The organism is Desulfosporomusa polytropa (assembly GCF_055380075.1).
Genome location: NZ_AP042400.1, coordinates 1,547,631 through 1,565,558 on the forward strand (window position 1 = coordinate 1,547,631; position 17,928 = coordinate 1,565,558).

The following is a 17,928-nucleotide window of genomic DNA, read 5'->3' on the forward strand; positions in this document are numbered from 1 at the left end:
TCGGTGATCTAACAAACTAAAGAAGTTCGCTGGCTTCCAGCAATTGCGCAATTTGCTTCATGCTACTGAGACAATGATTTTTCGGCATCATTTAAAGAATTGTTTTTGGTACCGTCAGCTGGCTGTGCCTTATACCAGGTAGCATACATAACCGGCAGCACCAGTAAAGTCAGTATAGTTGCTCCCAGTAAACCGCCGGCGATGGCAATTGCCATGGAGCCCCACAAAGTACTGGGTACCAGCGGAATCATGCCTAGGATAGCGGCTGCGGCTGTTAGCATAATAGGGCGGAAGCGGCTGATTGTCGCTGCCACAATAGCGTCCCATAGCGAGTCGCCGGCCACCAGATGTTGTTCAATCTGGTCCATCAATATAACGGTATTGCGCATAATAATACCGAACAAGGCCAGAATTCCCAATTGGACCACAAATCCCATAGGACTTCCGGTGAGCAGGAGACTGATGGATACACCGATAATACCCAGCGGCGCTGTTAAGAGGGTTAACAGCATTTTCGGTATACTTTGCAGCTGCATCATGAGCAGAATCATAATGATAAGCATCATGGCTGGGATGGGTTCCGCCAGGAACTTGCTGCTTTTAATGCTGCGTTCCGTTGCACCGTCAAATTCAATGAAATAGCCGGCTGGCAGATCATTTCTGAGTTCCTGAAGGCTGCCGTAAACTTGCTTGGTTACGTCCGAGCCGGTAAGTTTAGACGTGGGATTCAGTTCCGCCTGTACCATAATCATGGGTAGCAGGTCGCGCCGGTAAATTAAGCCTTCTTCGGCGTCATAACGGATGGTGGCGATTTGGTCAAGCGGGACATATTTGCCGTTGCCGATATGGATGTTGAGGTCTTTTATTCGTTCCGGGTTATTACGATCCGCTTCTGCAAACCGGAGAACCATGCTGACGGTTTTATCATGTTCACGAAATTCGGTAATAGGTGCTCCAGACAACTGGGTTTGGAGCGATGCGGCCAATTCATGGGAACTGAGTCCGAGGGCTTTTGCTTTTGCCTGGTCAATCTCCAAGTGCATTACTTTGCTTTTCTCATTCCAGTTGAGGTTTACGTTTTGTGTAGCCGGATGGGCGGCCATGACGGCGCGAACTTGTTCAGCGATTTCACGCACTTTTTCATGGTCAGGGCCTTTTACCCGCAGCATCACCGGATAATCGGGTCCCGTTCCGGTGAATAGTAACTTTATATGTCCCCGAACACCTGTAAATTCGGTGTTTAATAATTGCTCGGCTTTTTGGGCCAGTGTATTACGGGCCTGAACATCCTTGGCCACTACAATGAATTCAGCGAAATTCGATTTATTGAAGGTTGGTTCAAAACTGAGCACAAAGCGGGGAGCTCCTTCACCTACATGATAGGTGTAATAGGAAATATTCGGGTCGCCGTCCAATTCTTTAGCAAACTGGCGGGCCACTTCCGCGGTGTTGTTTAGGGAAGCTCCTTCCTGTAATTTGAGCTGGATGATGAGCTCCGGACGGCTGGAAGCAGGAAAGAATTCCTGTTTGACCAATCCCAGGAGAAAGATAGAGCCGATAAATGCGGCGGCAGTAGCTGTTAGGACGGTTTTGCGGTGACGCATGCACCACAGTAACAAGCGTTTAAATAGCCGATAAAACGGGGTGTCATAAAGGTCATGGTGCGCATTGCTTTCACTGGTTGTTTGCTGGGCCGGTTTTATTTTAATAAACTGGTAACCGAGCAAAGGCGTGACTGCTCCGGCAACCAGCCAGGAAGCAATGAGGGCGAAGAATATAACCCAAAAGAGATCGACGCAAAACTCGGCGGCAAGCCCTTTGGAGAAACCGATGGGAATAAAGCCCGCGCAGGTTATTAACGCGCCGGTCAAACGGGGATAGGCGGTAGAGGTATAGGAAAAACAAGCAGCGTCGAAGCGGCTCCAGCCTTGCTCCAGCTTGACACTCGTCATTTCAGTGGCGATGATGGCATCATCGACCAACAAACCTAGCGCAATGATGAGAGCCCCCAGCGAGATGCTCTGCAGGGCGATGCCTGTCAGGTACATTAAGGTAAAGGTAATGGCAATGACCAAAGGAATGGTTAGGGCCACGACCACGCCGGACCGCATACCCAGACTGGCAAAGCTTACGATTAAGACGATGACGATCGCTTCGACCAGGGATTCAACAAATTCGTCGATGGAGGATTCCACAACTTTCGGCTGATTGACAGTTTGATTGATTTCCAGCCCGGCCGGCAGTTCTTGTTTTATTTGGGAGAGAGTATTATCAAGATTTTTACCCAGTGTCAGAATGTTGCCGCCGGGTTCCATCGCCAGCGAAATGCCGACGGCCGGCTGACCGTTATAGAACATTTTCGGGTCCGATGGTTCGGCATAGGCGCGAGTCACCTTGGCTATGTCTCCCAGACGGAAGGTGCGGCCACCCGCCTGAATGGGCGTAGTGCGGATGTCTTTCAGATTTTCAAACATCCCGGTAATTCGTAAGTAAGCATTGTCGGATACCGTTTCCAGCATGCCGGCGGCGGCCATGGCATTTTGCTCCTTTAAGGCGGCTGTAATTACGGACGGATCAAGACCTAAGCGGGCCAGTTTGCTATTTTCGATTTCAATGTAGATTTTTTCGGTTTGCACCCCCAGAAGCTGGACTTTGCTCACGCTGGGAACGCTTAAGAGAATGCGGCGGATTTTTTCGGCTTTTTCCCGCATTTCCTCGTAGGTAAACCCATCACCGGTCAGCGTATAGATTACGCCATATACTTCATCGAACCGGTCATTGAAGCTGGGTTGTGAAACGCCTTCCGGGAAGGTTCCTTTGATATCATTCACCATATTGCGGGCTTCCACCCATCTGGCCCGAAGCTCCTTGGCGGGCACCTGATCTTTGAGATTGACGTAAATCACCGTATGTCCCGGTGTAGAGTAACTTTTCAGATAGTCAAGCCCAGGCAGGTCCTGCAGTTTCTTTTCGATTTTATCCGTAACCTGTTCTTCCATCTGGCTGGCGGTGGCCCCTGACCAGGCAACGCTGACAATCATTTGTTTAATGGCGAAATCCGGGTCTTCCATGCGTCCCACATTCTTATAGGAGAAGAGGCCGGCCACAAAAAAGAGGAAGACAAAGAAGTAAATGAATTGTTTGTGGTTTAATGACCAGGCGGTAAGGTTAAAATGGCTCACAGGGCATCACCGGTTGTTTTTACCCTCTGTCCTTCTTTCAATTTATGAACGCCGGCGCTGACAATCTGGTCGCCTGGCCGCAGTCCGGCCAGCACCTGGATAGTGCCATTACCGAAGGATCCGGTTTGGATGGGGCGCAGTGTCAGGATATTGTCGTTCACAACCCAGACGGCGGGTGTATCGCCAGTCTGATAGAGTGCAGACAGTGGAATGGAAAATGCAGGTGGGGCAGCACCGCCGGCTAAGGCCACGGTGGCCGTCATACCCAGTTTGACAGATGGCGGCGGATTGAGCAGGCTGACGCGCACTTTGAAGGTACGGGTTGCCGGGTCAGCCATGGGCGCGATTTCCCGCACCTTGCCGTCCAATGTCATGTTAGGCAAGGCCCAGAAGGTAATGTGGAGCTGGCCGGTGGCTTTTAGTTCTTCCAGCCGGTTTTCGGGGATATTGATTTCAATTTCCCGCTCTCCGTCCTGGACAACGGTGATAACTGCCTGACCGGCGCTGACAACCTGACCGGCCTCAGCGGTGATCGCCGACACAACTCCTGACTGATCGGCTGTCAATAAAGTGTAATCCAGCTGATTGGCGCCCTGAGTATATTGGGCTGCCGCCTGCTGCACCGCTGCCGCCGCGGCATCATAGGCATTGACGTACTGGTCATACTGAGCATGGCTGATCGCGCCGCTGTCCAGTAATTGCCGGTAGCGGCTCAAATTGCTTTCCGCCAGTCTAAGTTGTGATTGGGCGGAATATGCCTGGGCAGAATTACTGCTTACCGTCTGTTGAATGTCTTTCGCATCCATCTGCATCAGAACATCACCGGCATTGACTATACTGCCTAGCTGCACATTGCGTTTGATGATTTTGCCGGTGACCTGGAAAGCCAACTGGCTTTCATAGCGGCCGCGCACTTCCCCCGCATAGGTGTAACCCTGTCCGGTATTAGCTGCCTGAATGAGCTGGGTGCGGACCACGGGGAGGCTTTCTGGTTTTATTGGTGCTTTTGCGAAATGTGTTTTTGCCATGACCCCGGCCAGTAGGCAGCCTACCGCTAAGGCGGCCAGGGCATAGTAGCGTTTTTTTCGGCTGAGCTTCAGTCGCATGTTGAACATAGAAACACTCCTTATTGTATACAATCTGTTTTTCCGGAAGAGATTTACGGTGCGCGCCGGGCGATGCAAACAACAGCATGTCCAATAACTCAGCTAGAGAGGGGGGAGCCTGACGAAAGGGGTCGAGAAGCATTCCGTCAGCCATGATTTGCACTAGCTTGGTATCGACAGGGCGCAGCTGGCCGCTGGCGATGCCCGAATTAATGGCGGTGCAATTCTCTGCCACTGACTCTCGCGCAGCTCCATGATGCTGCCCCATTCCTCCGGGTAATGCCGTTTTAAATCAAACAGAGCGTTCTGGCTGAAAATGGTGAATAATTCATGGTATGTAGCCAGTAAATCCTGGAGATCGCCGGTAAGTGAACGATAAGAGGATGAGAGAGGCGGTTGCCTGATTCTGGTCAGTATGAAACTGACCAGCTGTCTGACTAACTCCGCCTTACTGCTGAAATGGGAGGACAGGCTGCTGGGCGGGACAGACAGGCGAACCGCCAACTGGTCCATCGTCAGGGTATTTCCATACTGATTAAAAGCCGTCAGGGCTATCGTTAAGATTTGCTGACGCATGGGTTCATGCTGTGGCACAGGAAGCTTCCTCCTTTAGTAAAGTAAGTAGAATAAGATTGATTGCAGGCCAAGAATAGCAGAAAGCTACTTTACATCCTCAATTGATCTGCAACAAAATAAAGATAAATCATTGGCAGAGAAGCCTGGGTGAAGCAGCAGGCATTTATAAAAAAGATTAACCAGGTGAATGATAACTTAAAAGATAAGGATGTCGATCGCCTACTTTCGCAAAGGATATCCTTGTTGCTGAAGTATCACATTTTTAGCTATTATAGGGAAGTTACCTCGATGGATAGTTTCGTATTCTTAATAAAATGTAAGGGTAGATTATTTGTGACCATAATGTACACCAGGTGAACGATTGATTTTACTACAGGCAATGAAAAAAGTGAAGTGAATGCTTGGCTTCGATAATAAGTCGTTGGGGAAGTCGGATAGGAAGGGCTTTTAATGCGAAACAGTTAATTTTTCTAAAAAAGGTTAACCAGGTGAACGATAATGTGGAATAATAAGAATGCCGGTGGAGAAGGCTTATTTCGCCGGCATTTGTTGCTAAACATCTCGTTAGTTTAATATGGCTAACAGGGTAAACTATAAAGCGAATTTTTTATTCCTGCTGCTCCATGTGGTCAATATACTGCTCCAGCTCTTGCAGGATATCGCTGAGAAACAAATATTCTTCCGGCGTTAATGAGTTGATTTTTTTCATAATGCCGCTGTCAAAGGTTTCGTGAAATTTGAAGTGATGTTGAACGGCAAGCCGGCCTTTGTCCGTCAATTCCAAAAGAATATTTTTTTTATTGCCGGTTTCCTGATAACGGTAGACCAGATCTTTTTCGATGAGTTTATGGATAAGCTTTGGCAGGGCGCTTTTGGAAATACCCTGTCGGTCTGCCAGTTCGGTCACGGTTGTGCCTGGATGTTTGCCAATCATTTCAAGGGTATGAATTTCTGATGAGTATAAGAGTCTGTCTGTGCCAAACTTATTTGGTTGTTTCATTGCCTCAAAAAATTTCCTTGACAATCTGAAAAAAGATTCCAGCATTTTTTTTCTTTGTTCCGTCATTGTTTTAACCTCATGTCGTTAGTAAAATCATGTTTGATCCTCTACGATCATATTGTACACTAGGTTAACAATTTGTCAAGCGATGCTTCTACAAAGAATGTAAAGGACCGACGAGAAGGTGGAGGGGGAAATGGAAAAGTAACGAGGGATTATGATTTGGGACTGTACATAGTTGGTACCATCATAACTGCAGTGAATATGTAATAGTAGAGGCTGCTTCCCCCTCCCGACGAATAAACGGGAGGGGGAAGCGGCAGTCCGGTGCCTACAGCCCAATAAACGGCTTACCATGAGCAGCCACGGAACCCGCGTGGCCGCACATCGTAAGCCTGCTTTGTTTGCCATAGTCTGCCTGGGCAGGGAAGCGCACTGGCCACGGCGGCCAAACCCGCGCCGCCGCGCCCCGTGCAAACGGGCCTGCCGGCAGCAAGGGAGCCGCGAACTGCGCGGTGGGAGAAATGAAAAAAGCCGCCCACGGTTGGAAGGCGGCACTGTATCGGAGCAAGGTTAGGGACAATAAAAATTCTTTTTTGCTCTGGTAGAATATGCTATACTAAGTGTACAGGCTGCTCGGGGGACGGTTAGCCCCTTCCTTTTCAGGAAGGGGGTGGTAGGATGAGTATCTACGAGGCATTGACATTTGCGATTGCATTTGCCACTCTCATGGTATTGATCACGACCAAAAAGAAATAACCGCCCCTGCTCAAGACGGCGGTTATTTCTTAAATAACACGAATTTGGGCTAACCGTTTTCCGGTTAGACAGCCTGTGGGGCTGACGTGTGTCGAGCACGTCAGTCCTTTTCTTATATTATACCCATAGAATGTAAAATATGCAACCGATCAGGCAAAAATCATTACCCGCAGTAAAAAATGTGAGTATTGCAGAAAGAGCTTGTACCGGTATTGCTGACAGTCAGGTCAGACGGCTTACCATGAGCAGCCACGAAACCCGTGTGGTGAAATTGAAGTCTATCCACTTCAATCCCAACAATTCGGAGCGGCTGATGCCGGTGCCCCATTCGAGCGACAGGGCGGTATACATTTCGGCGTCGGTCTCGGCTGTAGTAAAGAGGCGCTCCCATTCCACACTGCTAAGCGGCGTAAATTCATTGCGGCGCTTTTTGGGCAGAGACACGGTTTTGAAGGACAGTCGGTGCAGGATTTCCTCGTTAAAGGCTTTGTTTAAGGCAATGCGCAGCACCGAAAAGGTAAGTCCGGCCAGACGCGGTCCGCCGCCGGCCGATAGCGAACGGATTGAGGCGGCGGAAGAGGAGGCCGACAGCGCGCTGGTGCGCGAGGAGGCTGTACCGGCGGCAACGGCACCGTCGACGAAAAAACGCCAACCCGGGCAAGGAGGCGCGTGCGCATGACGCCGGCTGTCCTGCTGACCACCCTGGATGCGGTACTGGCGGCTCGCTCTGCCGGAGGATATGGACAAAAGGAGCACAGGGAACGCTTGCAACTGGTCCGCGATCTTCTCGGACTGGTGATTACCGTCCGCAAACTGCCTATCGGATAAAGTAGACTTAGCTGCAGGATAAACCAATGGAAGCACGCCGGCAAGGTGTGCTTCCATTGGTTTATCTCTGCAGTGCCTGGCTGGGGAGCGGCAGCAGCAGCTCTCTTTTAAGGTTTACAGGGAAGCAGGCTTACAACTGATTATTAAATTTATATCCCTTGCCCCAAACGGTGAGGATATATTCCCGCTTGCCCTCCGTTTGCTCCAGCTTTTTGCGCAGGCGGTTGATATGCACGGCCACCGTCCGGGTATCGATGGATTTTTCGCCCCAGACCAGTGAAAACAGCTGCTCACTGGTAAATGGCCAGCCGGGATTGCGGGCCAGGCGCACCAGCACCTGAAATTCCAGTTGGGTAAGGTCCAGCACCCTGCCGTCGAGAAAGGTCAGCGACTCTGCCAGGTCAATTCGCAGTCCAGGGAACTCCAACACTTGCTTGCGGGTTACGGACGTATCCGGCAGGCCGCTGCGCCTGAGCGCTGCTTTCACGCGGGCCAACATTTCGGCCAGGCTGAACGGTTTGGTAATATAGTCGTCGCCGCCGGCGTCCAGGCCGCGGATTTTGTCCTGCTCTTCGCCCAGGCAACTGAGAAACAAAATCGGGATATCAGTTTCCTGGCGCAGCACCTGACAGATGTCGACGCCGTCCCGCCCCGGCAACTGCACATCCAGAATCAAAAGGGACGGCTCCACCTCCCGCGCCATACGGAGCGCTTCATTGCCGTCAAACGCCTGTTGGCAGTCAAAGCCGTTTTTGCTTAAATACACTGCTATGATTTCACTGATATCTTTATCATCTTCAATAATGAGAATTTTTTGCTCTGTCATCACAAGCCACCTCGCTTCTATATGTTCGCGCCTACGATGCTTACTCCTGCCGCCCGGCAGCGCGGTCGCATCCGGGTCGGCTATAGACAAAAACCGCATGCTGACTGGCCTGACGCCTGTTTGGACAAAACCGCCGAACAAAAAGTTTAAACTTTGTTTAACTTTTCCCGGCGAGGCGTGCCTGTCTCCTGTCAGAGCGAAACCGCAGCATCCGGCCCTCCTGGTGATGGGTCCGGCCAAACAGGAGAATAGAGCGGTTATAGAGAAAATAATGGTAGTATAAAAAACAGGCTCAATTTGGCCGGCTGTGGGGAGGTGTGTGCATATGATAAGCAAAGATGATAAACATCGGCAGATAATAGCCAGCCTGCTGGCGATACTTTTTTTCCTGGGGAATGCCGCTTGGTCGTCCACCGGGTACTGCCAACCGGCGACGGGGGCGGGCGGCTATCCGCCTGTTATCCTGGACAGCTCCTGGAAAATCAAGCAGGCCGACAGCCCAGAGTTTAGCAGCCCGCTGTATAACGATGCTGCCTGGCAGACCATCCGTGTGCCGGCCAATGTTCAGGAATCATTTCCTAGTCAGTCCGGGTATCTTTGGTATCGGCAGTGGGTGGACCTGCCGCCCGGCACACCGTTGTATGATTTGGGCATCCGGCTGGGGAAAATCGCCTCCGCCGATGAAACCTATGTGAATGGCTATCTCGTCGGCAGCAGCGGTTCGGTCCAGCCATATGGGCTGGACAATCTCAAAATCCGCATATACCCGATACCGGCTGCTGTTTTGGCGGCAGACGGTCACAATCTGGTGGCAATTCGGGTCAACCGCTATTACACTAACCTGGGCGGACTGTACAGCGAACCGGCTGCCATCGACGAATACAGCCACCTGATCAATCAGCTCATCCGCGCCGAAAGCGCCAGACTCGTGTTCAGCAGTGTATTTCTCCTGCTGGGCGTGGCCTTATTATATTTTTTTGCCAAACGGCGGCAACAACCAGGACTCCTATATTTCGGCCTCGGTGTGGTCAGTCTGGGTATCTATACCTTTTACAACTCCCAGTGGCGGTATTACTTGGGTCTGGAAACGGTCTATGACACGCGCCTCTACTATGCGGCCGGGGTTATCACCGCACCGGCCTTTGCCCGTTTTACCTATCTGTATTTAAAAGACCTGCACCAAAAAGAAAAAGCCGCTGCCGACACGCTGTTTGATTATTGCACCCGGGGCATGCTTCTGTATGCCGGAGTGGCGAACTTTTTGCTGCTAGTCTATGATAACGCAGCCGTTTGGTATTATTTTAATGAATATATTAATGGCTATCTTCGCCTGTTCTTATGCGGTATCGCCTGCCTGTACTCGCTCTATCAGTTCACTGTCGTTCCGCAGGACAACAAACTGCTGGTGTTTATGTTCAGCGTGGCCTTTGGCAGCGGCCTAATGCAAAGTATCGGGGGCAAGCTCTATCTTCCCGGCAATTTCGTCATGTGGGGTGTGATGTCCCTGGTGTTGATCAGTACCATGGTGATGTCCAACCGGTATTTCCGGTTGCAGGACAAAGTGAAAGAATACTCCGCCGGCCTGGAAAAACTGGTTGATATCAGGACCAGGCAGCTCAAAGTCATGGAAGAATCGCGCCGCCGCTTACTGGCCAACATTTCCCATGACCTCAGAACACCGGTCAGCTCGGTGCTGGGCCACGCCGAGCTTCTCTTAGAGGATGTCGTCGAATCGCCCGACCAGCAGCGGGCGTACATCAAACGGATTCATGACAAAATGCTCGGCTTCAACCGCCTGATTCAAGACCTGTTTGAACTGGCCAAGATTGAATCCCAGCAGGAACGCTTCCGCCTGGCGCCGGTTGCGGCGGCGGTCCTGGTTGAAAATATCTATCAAAAATATCTCTACGATGTCCAAAATGCTGGAATTGCCTTTGAAAACCATAGCAGCATTTCGCCTGTTGTCAGGCTAATGGCTGATGAAGACCGGCTAGACCAGGTGTTCGCCAACCTCATCAGCAATTCCTTGCGCTACACCTCGCCGGGCGGCCGCATTGCCATCGGCTGCCGGCTGGCCGACAAGTTGCCTGATGATTGGACTGTCACCGGCCGTGTTAAGCATATTTGCTTCACGGTGGCCGATAACGGCATTGGTATTGAGCCGGAGCAGGCTTCGCGTATCTTTGAACGGTTTTGCCGCGGTAATGAAGCCGCCAGGGACAACCCCTCCGAACACAGCGGCCTCGGTCTGGCCATAGCCAAAGAAATTATCCTCGCCCATGGCGGCCGGATCTGGGTGGACACCACGGTAGAGCAAGGCTGCACCATCCACTTTGTTTTGCCGGCTATAGAGTGAAACAGAAAGGGAAGACCTCGGATAAAGAGGTCTTCCCTTTCTGTTTGCTGCTGGTATCTTTACCGCTGCGTTGGCGGACTTGGCACAGAGGCTGGTCCTTTTTTGTGTGTGCCCGGCAACTGAACGGTTCCCAACGCAGCTCACTGTCCGGCTAAAAAAAAGTTTAAACTTTGTTTAACTTTTCCGGTCCATATTGTTGCTATAATTTTTATATGTCAATATGAGAATTTATACGTTAAGTTAAAACGATTTGCTTAATAGTGCAATGAGACATCGGATGAAAGGATGAAACCATGAAGAACCTCATTCACCGGCCTAACAAACAGATCATTTCCCTCTTAACAGCAGCGGGTCTCTTGACCACCTTTCCCGCTTTGGCTGCACCGTCCAATACGCCCAATAGCGGTACTGCCTTAGAAGGCGTCAAGCCGCCGACAGTTCAAGCGCCGGTACAAAAGGCGCCTAGCATCACCGTCGAAGAGCGCGAGCCAGTAGTCAGTGCTGACGGCCAACAGAAAATTCCGGTCAAGGGTTTTCGCTTTAGCGGCGAGTCCCCGCTGCCGGAAGGCGAACTCTTAAACCTCATCAAAAATAAAGCCGACAAGGCAATAACCTTAAGTGACCTTGATAAACTCGCCGCCCACATAACTAAGTATCTTCGTCAGCAAGGCTACATGGTCGCCTTCGCCTACATACCGGCTCAGGACGTAAAAGACGGCATTGTCGAAATCGCCGTTGTTCCCGGCAAATACGGTCAGGTGAAAATTAGCGGTGACGGCCATATCGACCAGGAGCGGTTGAAAGCTATGCTGTTTTGTACCAAGCCCGGCATGCTTATCACCCGCGCTCCGCTAGAGCGGGCCCTGCTCTTAATCAATGATTTATCCGGCGTTATTGTCAAGGCTACGCTATCGCCAGGCCAAGAAGCAGGCACCGCCGATCTCATCCTCGAAACCGCCGACACAGATAAAACCAGCGGCGCAGTTTATGCCGATAACTGGGGCAATCGCTACACCGGCCGGACCCGTTACGGTACCCAAATCACCGTCAACAACTTCAGCGATCATTACGGCGACGCGCTAACTATCGGCGGCCTCACGACCAGCAACGGCATCAACAACTACAACTTCGGCTACAGCGCTCCCCTCGGCTATGACGGCGCCAAAGCGGAAGTCAAATACTCCCATGTCGGCTATACACTGGGCGAAGAATACGCCGACCTCGGGGCTACCGGCCGGGCGGCCGTCACCAGCTACTCCGTAAGCTACCCCTTCATCCGCAGCCGTTCTTTTAATCTCTACGGCACCGTCGGCTACGACGTCAAACACCTGAAAGACGACATCGCCGGCTACGGCAGCTACGCGCCGCGCCGCAGCGGCCTGTGGAACTTGGGCCTGTCCGGCAGTTTCGCCGACACCTGGCTGGGAGGCGGCAATAACGCCTTCGACCTCATCCACTACCGGGGCAAACTCGACATCAACGACGCTTCGGCGCAGACAAACGATGCCTCCACTGCCCAGACGAGCGGCAACTTCAACAAAACCATACTCACCTACCAGCGCCAGCAATATGTGGCCCAAAACCTCAATTTCAATTTTAGTTTCACCGGCCAACTGGCCGATAAAAACCTCGACTCTTCGGAAAAACTCTATCTCGGCGGGGCTGACGGCGTGAGATCTTATCCGCAGGGAGAAGGCTCTGGCGATCAGGGCTATAAGCTGACAGGAGAACTCAGATGGCGGCTGCCGGGTCTGTCCAGCGGCCCGAATAACCTCTACCTGAACACCTTTTGCGATTACGGCAACGTCATGGTGAACAAGCATCCCTACAGCACGGACGACAATCGGCGCAGTTTGATGGCGGCAGGTCTGGGACTCTTATGGACAAGGGACCGAGATTTTGCCATCCGTATGGACTATGCCTGGAAAATCGGCAACGAGCAGGCCACAGCCGATAGCGATAAAAGCGGTCGTTTCTGGCTGCAGGGCGTGAAATATTTCTAATCAATCCAAGGAGGAATCAATATGCAACGCAAATGGAAACGACACTGGCAGCGCCTGGCAAAAGCCATTCTGCCGCCGGTTACAGCAAGTTTATTGTTCTTGGCCGCCTATAGCCCGGTATTGGCCAACCCGGCCGGTGGCACGGTCATCAGCGGCAGTGCGGCCATCACCAGCAGCGGCTCGACTACGACCATCAACCAAACGACCAATAAAGCCGTCATTAACTGGCAGAGCTTTTCCATTGGTAAAGGCGAGACGGTGAACTTCGTCCAGCCAGGCGCCAGCTCGGTGGCCTTAAACCGCGTCATCGGCAGCGACGCCTCGGCCATCTACGGCAGCCTGAACGCCAACGGCAAAGTTTACCTCATCAACCCCAATGGTATACTATTCAGTTCCGGCGCCCAGGTCAACGTCGGCGGGCTGGTGGCCTCGACTTTGAACATCAGTGACAGCGATTTCGTAAGCTGCAAATATATTTTTCAAAAGGATGGCAGCGCCGGCAGTGTTGTCAATCAGGGCCATATTACCGCCGCGAATGAGGCGGTGCTCATCGGTCCCAAGGTGGCCAATGAAGGCGTCATTGCCGCTAAAGTGACGGGTCTGGCGGCAGGCAACAAAGTAAGTCTGGACTTTAGCGGCGACAGTCTCCTCAACGTCGCCGTCGACACCGGTGCGCTGAACGGCAGCGCCACGAATTGCGGCACGATCACCGCTGCCGGCGGTCTGGTGGTCATGAGCGCCGGCACCAAGGACGCCCTGCTGGGCACTGTCATCAACAACAGCGGCGTCATCCGGGCACAGAACGTCAATAATGCAGGCGGCGTCATCCGTCTGGAGGGCAATACCGTGGTGAGTTCCGGCACCCTCGACGCCTCCGGCAAAGCCCGCGGCCAGACCGGCGGCACCGTCAAGCTGCTGGGTGATACTGTCACGGTTAAAGTCGGCTCAAGCATTGACGTATCCGGCGACGCCGGCGGCGGCACCGCCCTCATCGGCGGCAACTACCAGGGAAGTGGCAGCGAATACCAGGCTGCGAATACGACGGTAGAACAAGGAACGGTCATCACTGCCGACGCGATCGCTAGCGGCAACGGCGGCCAAGTCGTCGTCTGGGCCAAAGATACTACCCAGTTCGCCGGAACGATTAGTGCGAGAGGCGGCAGTCAAAGCGGAGACGGCGGCAGTGTCGAGACGTCAGGCAAAAAGACACTGAAGGTATCCGACAGCGCCAAAGTAATCACTACAGCCGTCAACGGCAAAAGAGGCAACTGGCTGTTAGACCCGGATGATTTTACGATTGGCGCAGCCGGCGATATCGACGGATATACGTTACAAGTATTACTGGGTACCTCTGATGTGACAATTAAAACTACATTGAGCGCCAGCAGTATAAGTGATAACCATGGCGACGTGTGCTACGGCGCAACAGGATCAGGCCAAGGCAATATAACTGTCGATGATGCGCTAACATGGGCTTCCGGCAGCACCCTGACCCTGTCGGCCTATAACAGCATCTTCCTCAACGCCTCCATCACTGCTACAAGTGGCGGCCTGACCCTGGCCGCCAACACCTCCGGCACAACGACCGGCATTATTAAACCAGCTTCCGCCAGCAGCATCAGCGTCGGCACATTTTCCCTGCAGAGCGGCACCTGGCAGGAAGTCAACTCCAGCCTGTCGGGTTTCTATGCTAAAGATTTCCGTCTGACCGGCAGCACCTTTATCCGTGCCAAAGGCGGCAGCGGCACCAGCGCCAGTCCCTATCAAATCGCCGACGTCTACGGCCTGCAGGGCGTCGGCTCGAGCGGCATGATGGGCAAATACTATACGCTGGCCAATAACATTGATGCCAGTGGCACCCAGTACTGGAACTACGACAACGGGACTAGCGCTTACCTCGGTTTCGTGCCCATCGGTAGCGCCGCCGGCGGAACCTTCAGCGGCAGCTTTGATGGCAGCGGCCACACCATCAGCGGTTTGACCATCTACCGGCCGTCTACATATAATGTAGGATTGTTCGGCTATTCCACCGGTACCATCAGCAATGTGGGCTTGATAGGCGGCAGCGTCACCGGCAGCGGAGTTGTTGGCGGGCTGTCCGGGGCGAACGCCGGCACAATCACGAACAGCTACAGCACGGGAGCGGTAAGCGGCAGCAGTGACACTGTCGGCGGGCTAGTGGGGGCCAATTACGCTGGCGGCACAATCACGAACAGCTACAGCACGGGCGCGGTGACCGGCAGCAGCTACTATGTCGGCGGTCTGGTGGGTTGGAACACCTTTGGCAGCAGTATCGAGAACAGCTACAGCACGGGGGTAGTGACCGGCGGTGACACTGTCGGCGGGCTGGTGGGTCATAACCAAAGCACAATTACAAACAGCTACAGCACGGGTGTAGTGACCGGCGGTGACACTGTCGGCGGGCTGGTGGGTCATAACCAAAGCACAATCACGAACAGCTACAGTACAGGCGCAGTGACCAGCAATCGCAGCGGCGGCGGGCTGGTAGGGGGCAACAACGGTACAATCACGAACAGCTACAGCACAGGCGCGGTGACCAGCAGTGGCAACGTCGGTGGGCTGGCAGGAGACAACAGCGGCACAATCACGAACAGTTACAGCATGGGCGCGGTGACTGGCAGTGGCAACGACTGTACCGGCGGACTGGTGGGGCAGAACCTTGGCGCAATCCAGAATAGCTACAGCACGGGCACGGTGACCGGTAGCCAATATTTTGGCGGGCTGGTGGGGTTCAACAACAACGGCGGTATCACGAACAGCTACTGGGATGTAGCTACTTCTAATCAAACAGCAGGGGTAGGATACGGAAACGCCACTGGCGCAACGGGACTGACCACGGCGCAAATGAAGCAGGCCGCCAGCTACAGCGGTTGGGACATCAGCGCGACAGGTGGCAGCAGTTCAGTTTGGCGCATGTACGACGGCTACAGCTATCCACTGCTAAGGAGCTTTCTGATGCCGCTGACCGTCACCATTACCGGCGGCAGCATGACCTATAACGGCAGCGCCTACACCGGCGCAACCAGCAGCTATCCGGGGATACCTGACTGTACTTTGCTTAAAGGGACGCTGTCCAAGACCTACAACGGTTCGGCAGCCGCTCCGAAAAACGCCGGCAGCTACACCGTTTCCGGCACCGGCTTCTATTCCAGCCAGCAGGGCTACGATATCAGCTATACACCAGGCACTCTGACGATTAATAAGGCGAATATTACCGTAAGCGCGGTGGCTGATACCAAGACCTACGACGGTACTGCGGCGTCCAGCCTGACACCGACAGCAAGCTGGCTGGCAGCGGGCGACACGCTAAGCGGCATGCAGCAGTACAGTGACAAAAACGCCGGAACCGGCAAGACGCTGACGGTGACAAGCTACAGCATCAACGGCGGCAACGGCGGCAACAACTATAACGTGACGGCGGTCAATACCAATACCGGCGGCGTCATCACCCCCCGGCCCATCACCATCACCCCGGATGTCGGCCAGAGCAAGGTGTATGGCGTAGCCGACTCCGCTGCACTGACCTATACCGCCGCCGGCGGCCCCGGCACCAGCGGCAGCGCCATTGTCAGCGGCGATACCCTAAACGGCAGCCTGACCCGGGCAGCCGGTAGCAGCGTTGGCAACTACCTTATCGAACAGGGCACCCTGATCACCGCCAACAATTCCAACTACGCGATCAGCTACAGCACGACTCCGGTTACTTTCGCCATTACGGCCCAGCCAAGTACGCCCACCACGCCAAGTACGCCTACCATGCCAAGTACGCCTACCACGCCTATCACGCCTACTACACCTACCATACCAAGTACACCCACCGTTCCCCCCGGCGTTACCGGACCGGTCGTGAATGCCGCTTATAACGCAGCCATCGTTTATGTTCAGCAACCCACCGGCGAGATAGGCCGGCCAGGCCTTCTTTCCGCCTACTGGAGCCCAGTCAGCGGCTATATGTCCGGCGCAGCCGGCAGCTATGTACCGTTGACCATACTCGGTATCAACACCGACGGCTATGTACCCTGGACCGTGTTAGGCAGTTCCGGCCCAATTCATAATGAACCAGCAAAAGGAGTGTTTAACCAATGAACCAGGAAATTTTTGCCGACGGCATTAGCGCCGTCCATGTCACCGGGAATGTGGTAAGAATTGATTTAATGACCGTGCAGCCCCACTTGAAAAGCGACAACGGCCAGCCGGTGTATGACATCAGTAAACGCATTATTATGCCGCTGGAGGGCTTCGTCCAGTCGCTCTCGGTACAAGAGGATATCGTCAGGCAGCTTATTGACGCCGGGGTATTGAAACAAAACCCGCCGGAACCGGCAGGTGTCGTCAGTCTGACGGAGAAACGGGTGGACAAAGAATCCGGACAAGAATGATATTTCGCCCAAGCGGCGGGAAAGCGGGAATGGTTGTGTTCAAACCAAAAAGAAATTATTTTGCAGCCATACTTATAGCATTCTTGATCACCCTGGCGGTCGGCGCGTCGCCGTCCCAGGCGGCGCCGGCCGCCTCGCCGGTTAGCTATGTCGAATTCATTTACCTGGTCGATCATCACCCGGATACGGCGAAGGCTAACGAGGCCCTGAAAGCAGAGCAGGAAGCGGCGAAGAAAGAATTCGCCGAAAAGTCCGCTGGTCTGGGCGACAAAGAAAAGCAGGAGCTCGACCAGCAGCTTTGTCAGCGGGTCGAGCAGAAACGCCTGGCGCTATTGAAACCGATTTCCGATCAGGTTGTAGCGGCCGCCAATGAAGTGGCCAAAGAAAAAGGGCTGTCGATTGTGATCGGCAAGCGGGAGGTCGTCTGCGGCGGCGTGGATATCACCGAGGATGTGCTGAAGAAGATTAACGGGAAGTAAAGAGAAATACCAGCCAGGATACTGCCAAAGCGTGGAACCCCGGCAGCGCGGCGGATGCACAGGGATTGAGAAAATGGACTTTTAGGACGGCAGGTTGTCGAGCAGGCAGCCTGCTTTTTATTACTGTGCGGGGAGAAGCAGGGCCCGCACAGCATCCCTGCGGGCGGCGCTGCAGCCGGCTAGCGCGTTTTTCGCCTGTACCCGCAAGGGGCAGGCCGCAGTTCTAATGGCCTAAAGTGCCAAGAACTGCGCACCCGTCAGCTCTGCATAATTCGGCTAGCGAAAAAGAAAAACCGCTTTTTCGAGCCTCATTGATCAGGTTGCTCCGCTCAGTGCCGATACAGGGCTTGCCGGCAGCAAGGAAACACCTATGACTTATTAAAAAGTTATAGGTGTTTCCTTTATTATAGTCT

The 17,928-nt window shown here is 53.3% G+C and carries 11 protein-coding genes; 5 read left to right on the forward strand and 6 right to left on the reverse strand.

The window, feature by feature from the left end:
- Positions 1 to 62: 62 nt before the first annotated feature.
- From ACZ449_RS09045 to ACZ449_RS09070, 6 genes are all read right to left on the reverse strand, one after another.
- Positions 63 to 3,182, reverse strand: a complete 3,120-nt coding sequence (locus tag ACZ449_RS09045; protein ID WP_464260698.1) for an efflux RND transporter permease subunit — start codon at positions 3,180 to 3,182, stop codon at positions 63 to 65.
- Positions 3,179 to 4,297 (reverse strand): efflux RND transporter periplasmic adaptor subunit, encoded by a 1,119-nt coding sequence (locus ACZ449_RS09050; RefSeq protein ID WP_464260699.1) that lies wholly within the window; start codon positions 4,295 to 4,297, stop codon positions 3,179 to 3,181. Before ACZ449_RS09050 ends, ACZ449_RS09045 begins: the two co-directional genes overlap by 4 nt.
- A 153-nt stretch (positions 4,298 to 4,450) precedes the next feature.
- Positions 4,451 to 4,882 carry a TetR family transcriptional regulator gene (locus ACZ449_RS09055; RefSeq protein ID WP_464260700.1) on the reverse strand — a complete coding sequence of 144 codons (432 nt, stop codon included), beginning with the start codon at positions 4,880 to 4,882 and terminating at the stop codon, positions 4,451 to 4,453.
- 589 nt (positions 4,883 to 5,471) lie between these two features.
- Positions 5,472 to 5,930 carry a MarR family winged helix-turn-helix transcriptional regulator gene (locus ACZ449_RS09060; RefSeq protein ID WP_464260701.1) on the reverse strand — a complete coding sequence of 153 codons (459 nt, stop codon included), beginning with the start codon at positions 5,928 to 5,930 and terminating at the stop codon, positions 5,472 to 5,474.
- 915 nt (positions 5,931 to 6,845) lie between these two features.
- Positions 6,846 to 7,508: a hypothetical protein gene (locus ACZ449_RS09065; protein WP_464260702.1), complete on the reverse strand. Its 663-nt coding sequence runs from the start codon at positions 7,506 to 7,508 to the stop codon at positions 6,846 to 6,848.
- Between the two features lie 73 nt (positions 7,509 to 7,581).
- Positions 7,582 to 8,277: a response regulator transcription factor gene (locus tag ACZ449_RS09070; RefSeq protein WP_464260703.1), complete on the reverse strand. Its 696-nt coding sequence runs from the start codon at positions 8,275 to 8,277 to the stop codon at positions 7,582 to 7,584.
- 325 nt (positions 8,278 to 8,602) lie between these two features.
- On the opposite strand from ACZ449_RS09070, the gene ACZ449_RS09075 reads away from it, so the two are divergent.
- From ACZ449_RS09075 to ACZ449_RS09095, 5 genes are all read left to right on the forward strand, one after another.
- Positions 8,603 to 10,633: a sensor histidine kinase gene (locus tag ACZ449_RS09075; RefSeq protein WP_464260704.1), complete on the forward strand. Its 2,031-nt coding sequence runs from the start codon at positions 8,603 to 8,605 to the stop codon at positions 10,631 to 10,633.
- A 293-nt stretch (positions 10,634 to 10,926) separates the two neighbouring features.
- Positions 10,927 to 12,636: a ShlB/FhaC/HecB family hemolysin secretion/activation protein gene (locus ACZ449_RS09080; RefSeq protein WP_464260705.1), complete on the forward strand. Its 1,710-nt coding sequence runs from the start codon at positions 10,927 to 10,929 to the stop codon at positions 12,634 to 12,636.
- A gap of 21 nt (positions 12,637 to 12,657) precedes the next feature.
- Positions 12,658 to 16,743, forward strand: coding sequence for a two-partner secretion domain-containing protein (locus ACZ449_RS09085; protein ID WP_464260706.1), 4,086 nt, complete (start codon positions 12,658 to 12,660; stop codon positions 16,741 to 16,743).
- Positions 16,740 to 17,036 (forward strand): hypothetical protein, encoded by a 297-nt coding sequence (locus tag ACZ449_RS09090; protein WP_464260707.1) that lies wholly within the window; start codon positions 16,740 to 16,742, stop codon positions 17,034 to 17,036. The genes ACZ449_RS09085 and ACZ449_RS09090 overlap by 4 nt, the downstream gene beginning before the upstream one ends.
- Before the next feature lie 35 nt (positions 17,037 to 17,071).
- Positions 17,072 to 17,515, forward strand: coding sequence for an OmpH/Skp family outer membrane protein (locus ACZ449_RS09095; protein ID WP_464260708.1), 444 nt, complete (start codon positions 17,072 to 17,074; stop codon positions 17,513 to 17,515).
- Positions 17,516 to 17,928: the final 413 nt, after the last annotated feature.

Coding starts and splice junctions, on each gene's coding strand:
- ACZ449_RS09050 (WP_464260699.1), bottom strand. CDS start 4,297: ATGTTCAACATGCGACTGAAGCTCAGCCGAAAAAAACGCTACTATGCC.
- ACZ449_RS09060 (WP_464260701.1), bottom strand. CDS start 5,930: ATGACGGAACAAAGAAAAAAAATGCTGGAATCTTTTTTCAGATTGTCA.
- ACZ449_RS09065 (WP_464260702.1), bottom strand. CDS start 7,508: ATGGAAGCACACCTTGCCGGCGTGCTTCCATTGGTTTATCCTGCAGCT.
- ACZ449_RS09070 (WP_464260703.1), bottom strand. CDS start 8,277: ATGACAGAGCAAAAAATTCTCATTATTGAAGATGATAAAGATATCAGT.
- ACZ449_RS09075 (WP_464260704.1), top strand. CDS start 8,603: ATGATAAGCAAAGATGATAAACATCGGCAGATAATAGCCAGCCTGCTG.
- ACZ449_RS09080 (WP_464260705.1), top strand. CDS start 10,927: ATGAAGAACCTCATTCACCGGCCTAACAAACAGATCATTTCCCTCTTA.
- ACZ449_RS09085 (WP_464260706.1), top strand. CDS start 12,658: ATGCAACGCAAATGGAAACGACACTGGCAGCGCCTGGCAAAAGCCATT.
- ACZ449_RS09090 (WP_464260707.1), top strand. CDS start 16,740: ATGAACCAGGAAATTTTTGCCGACGGCATTAGCGCCGTCCATGTCACC.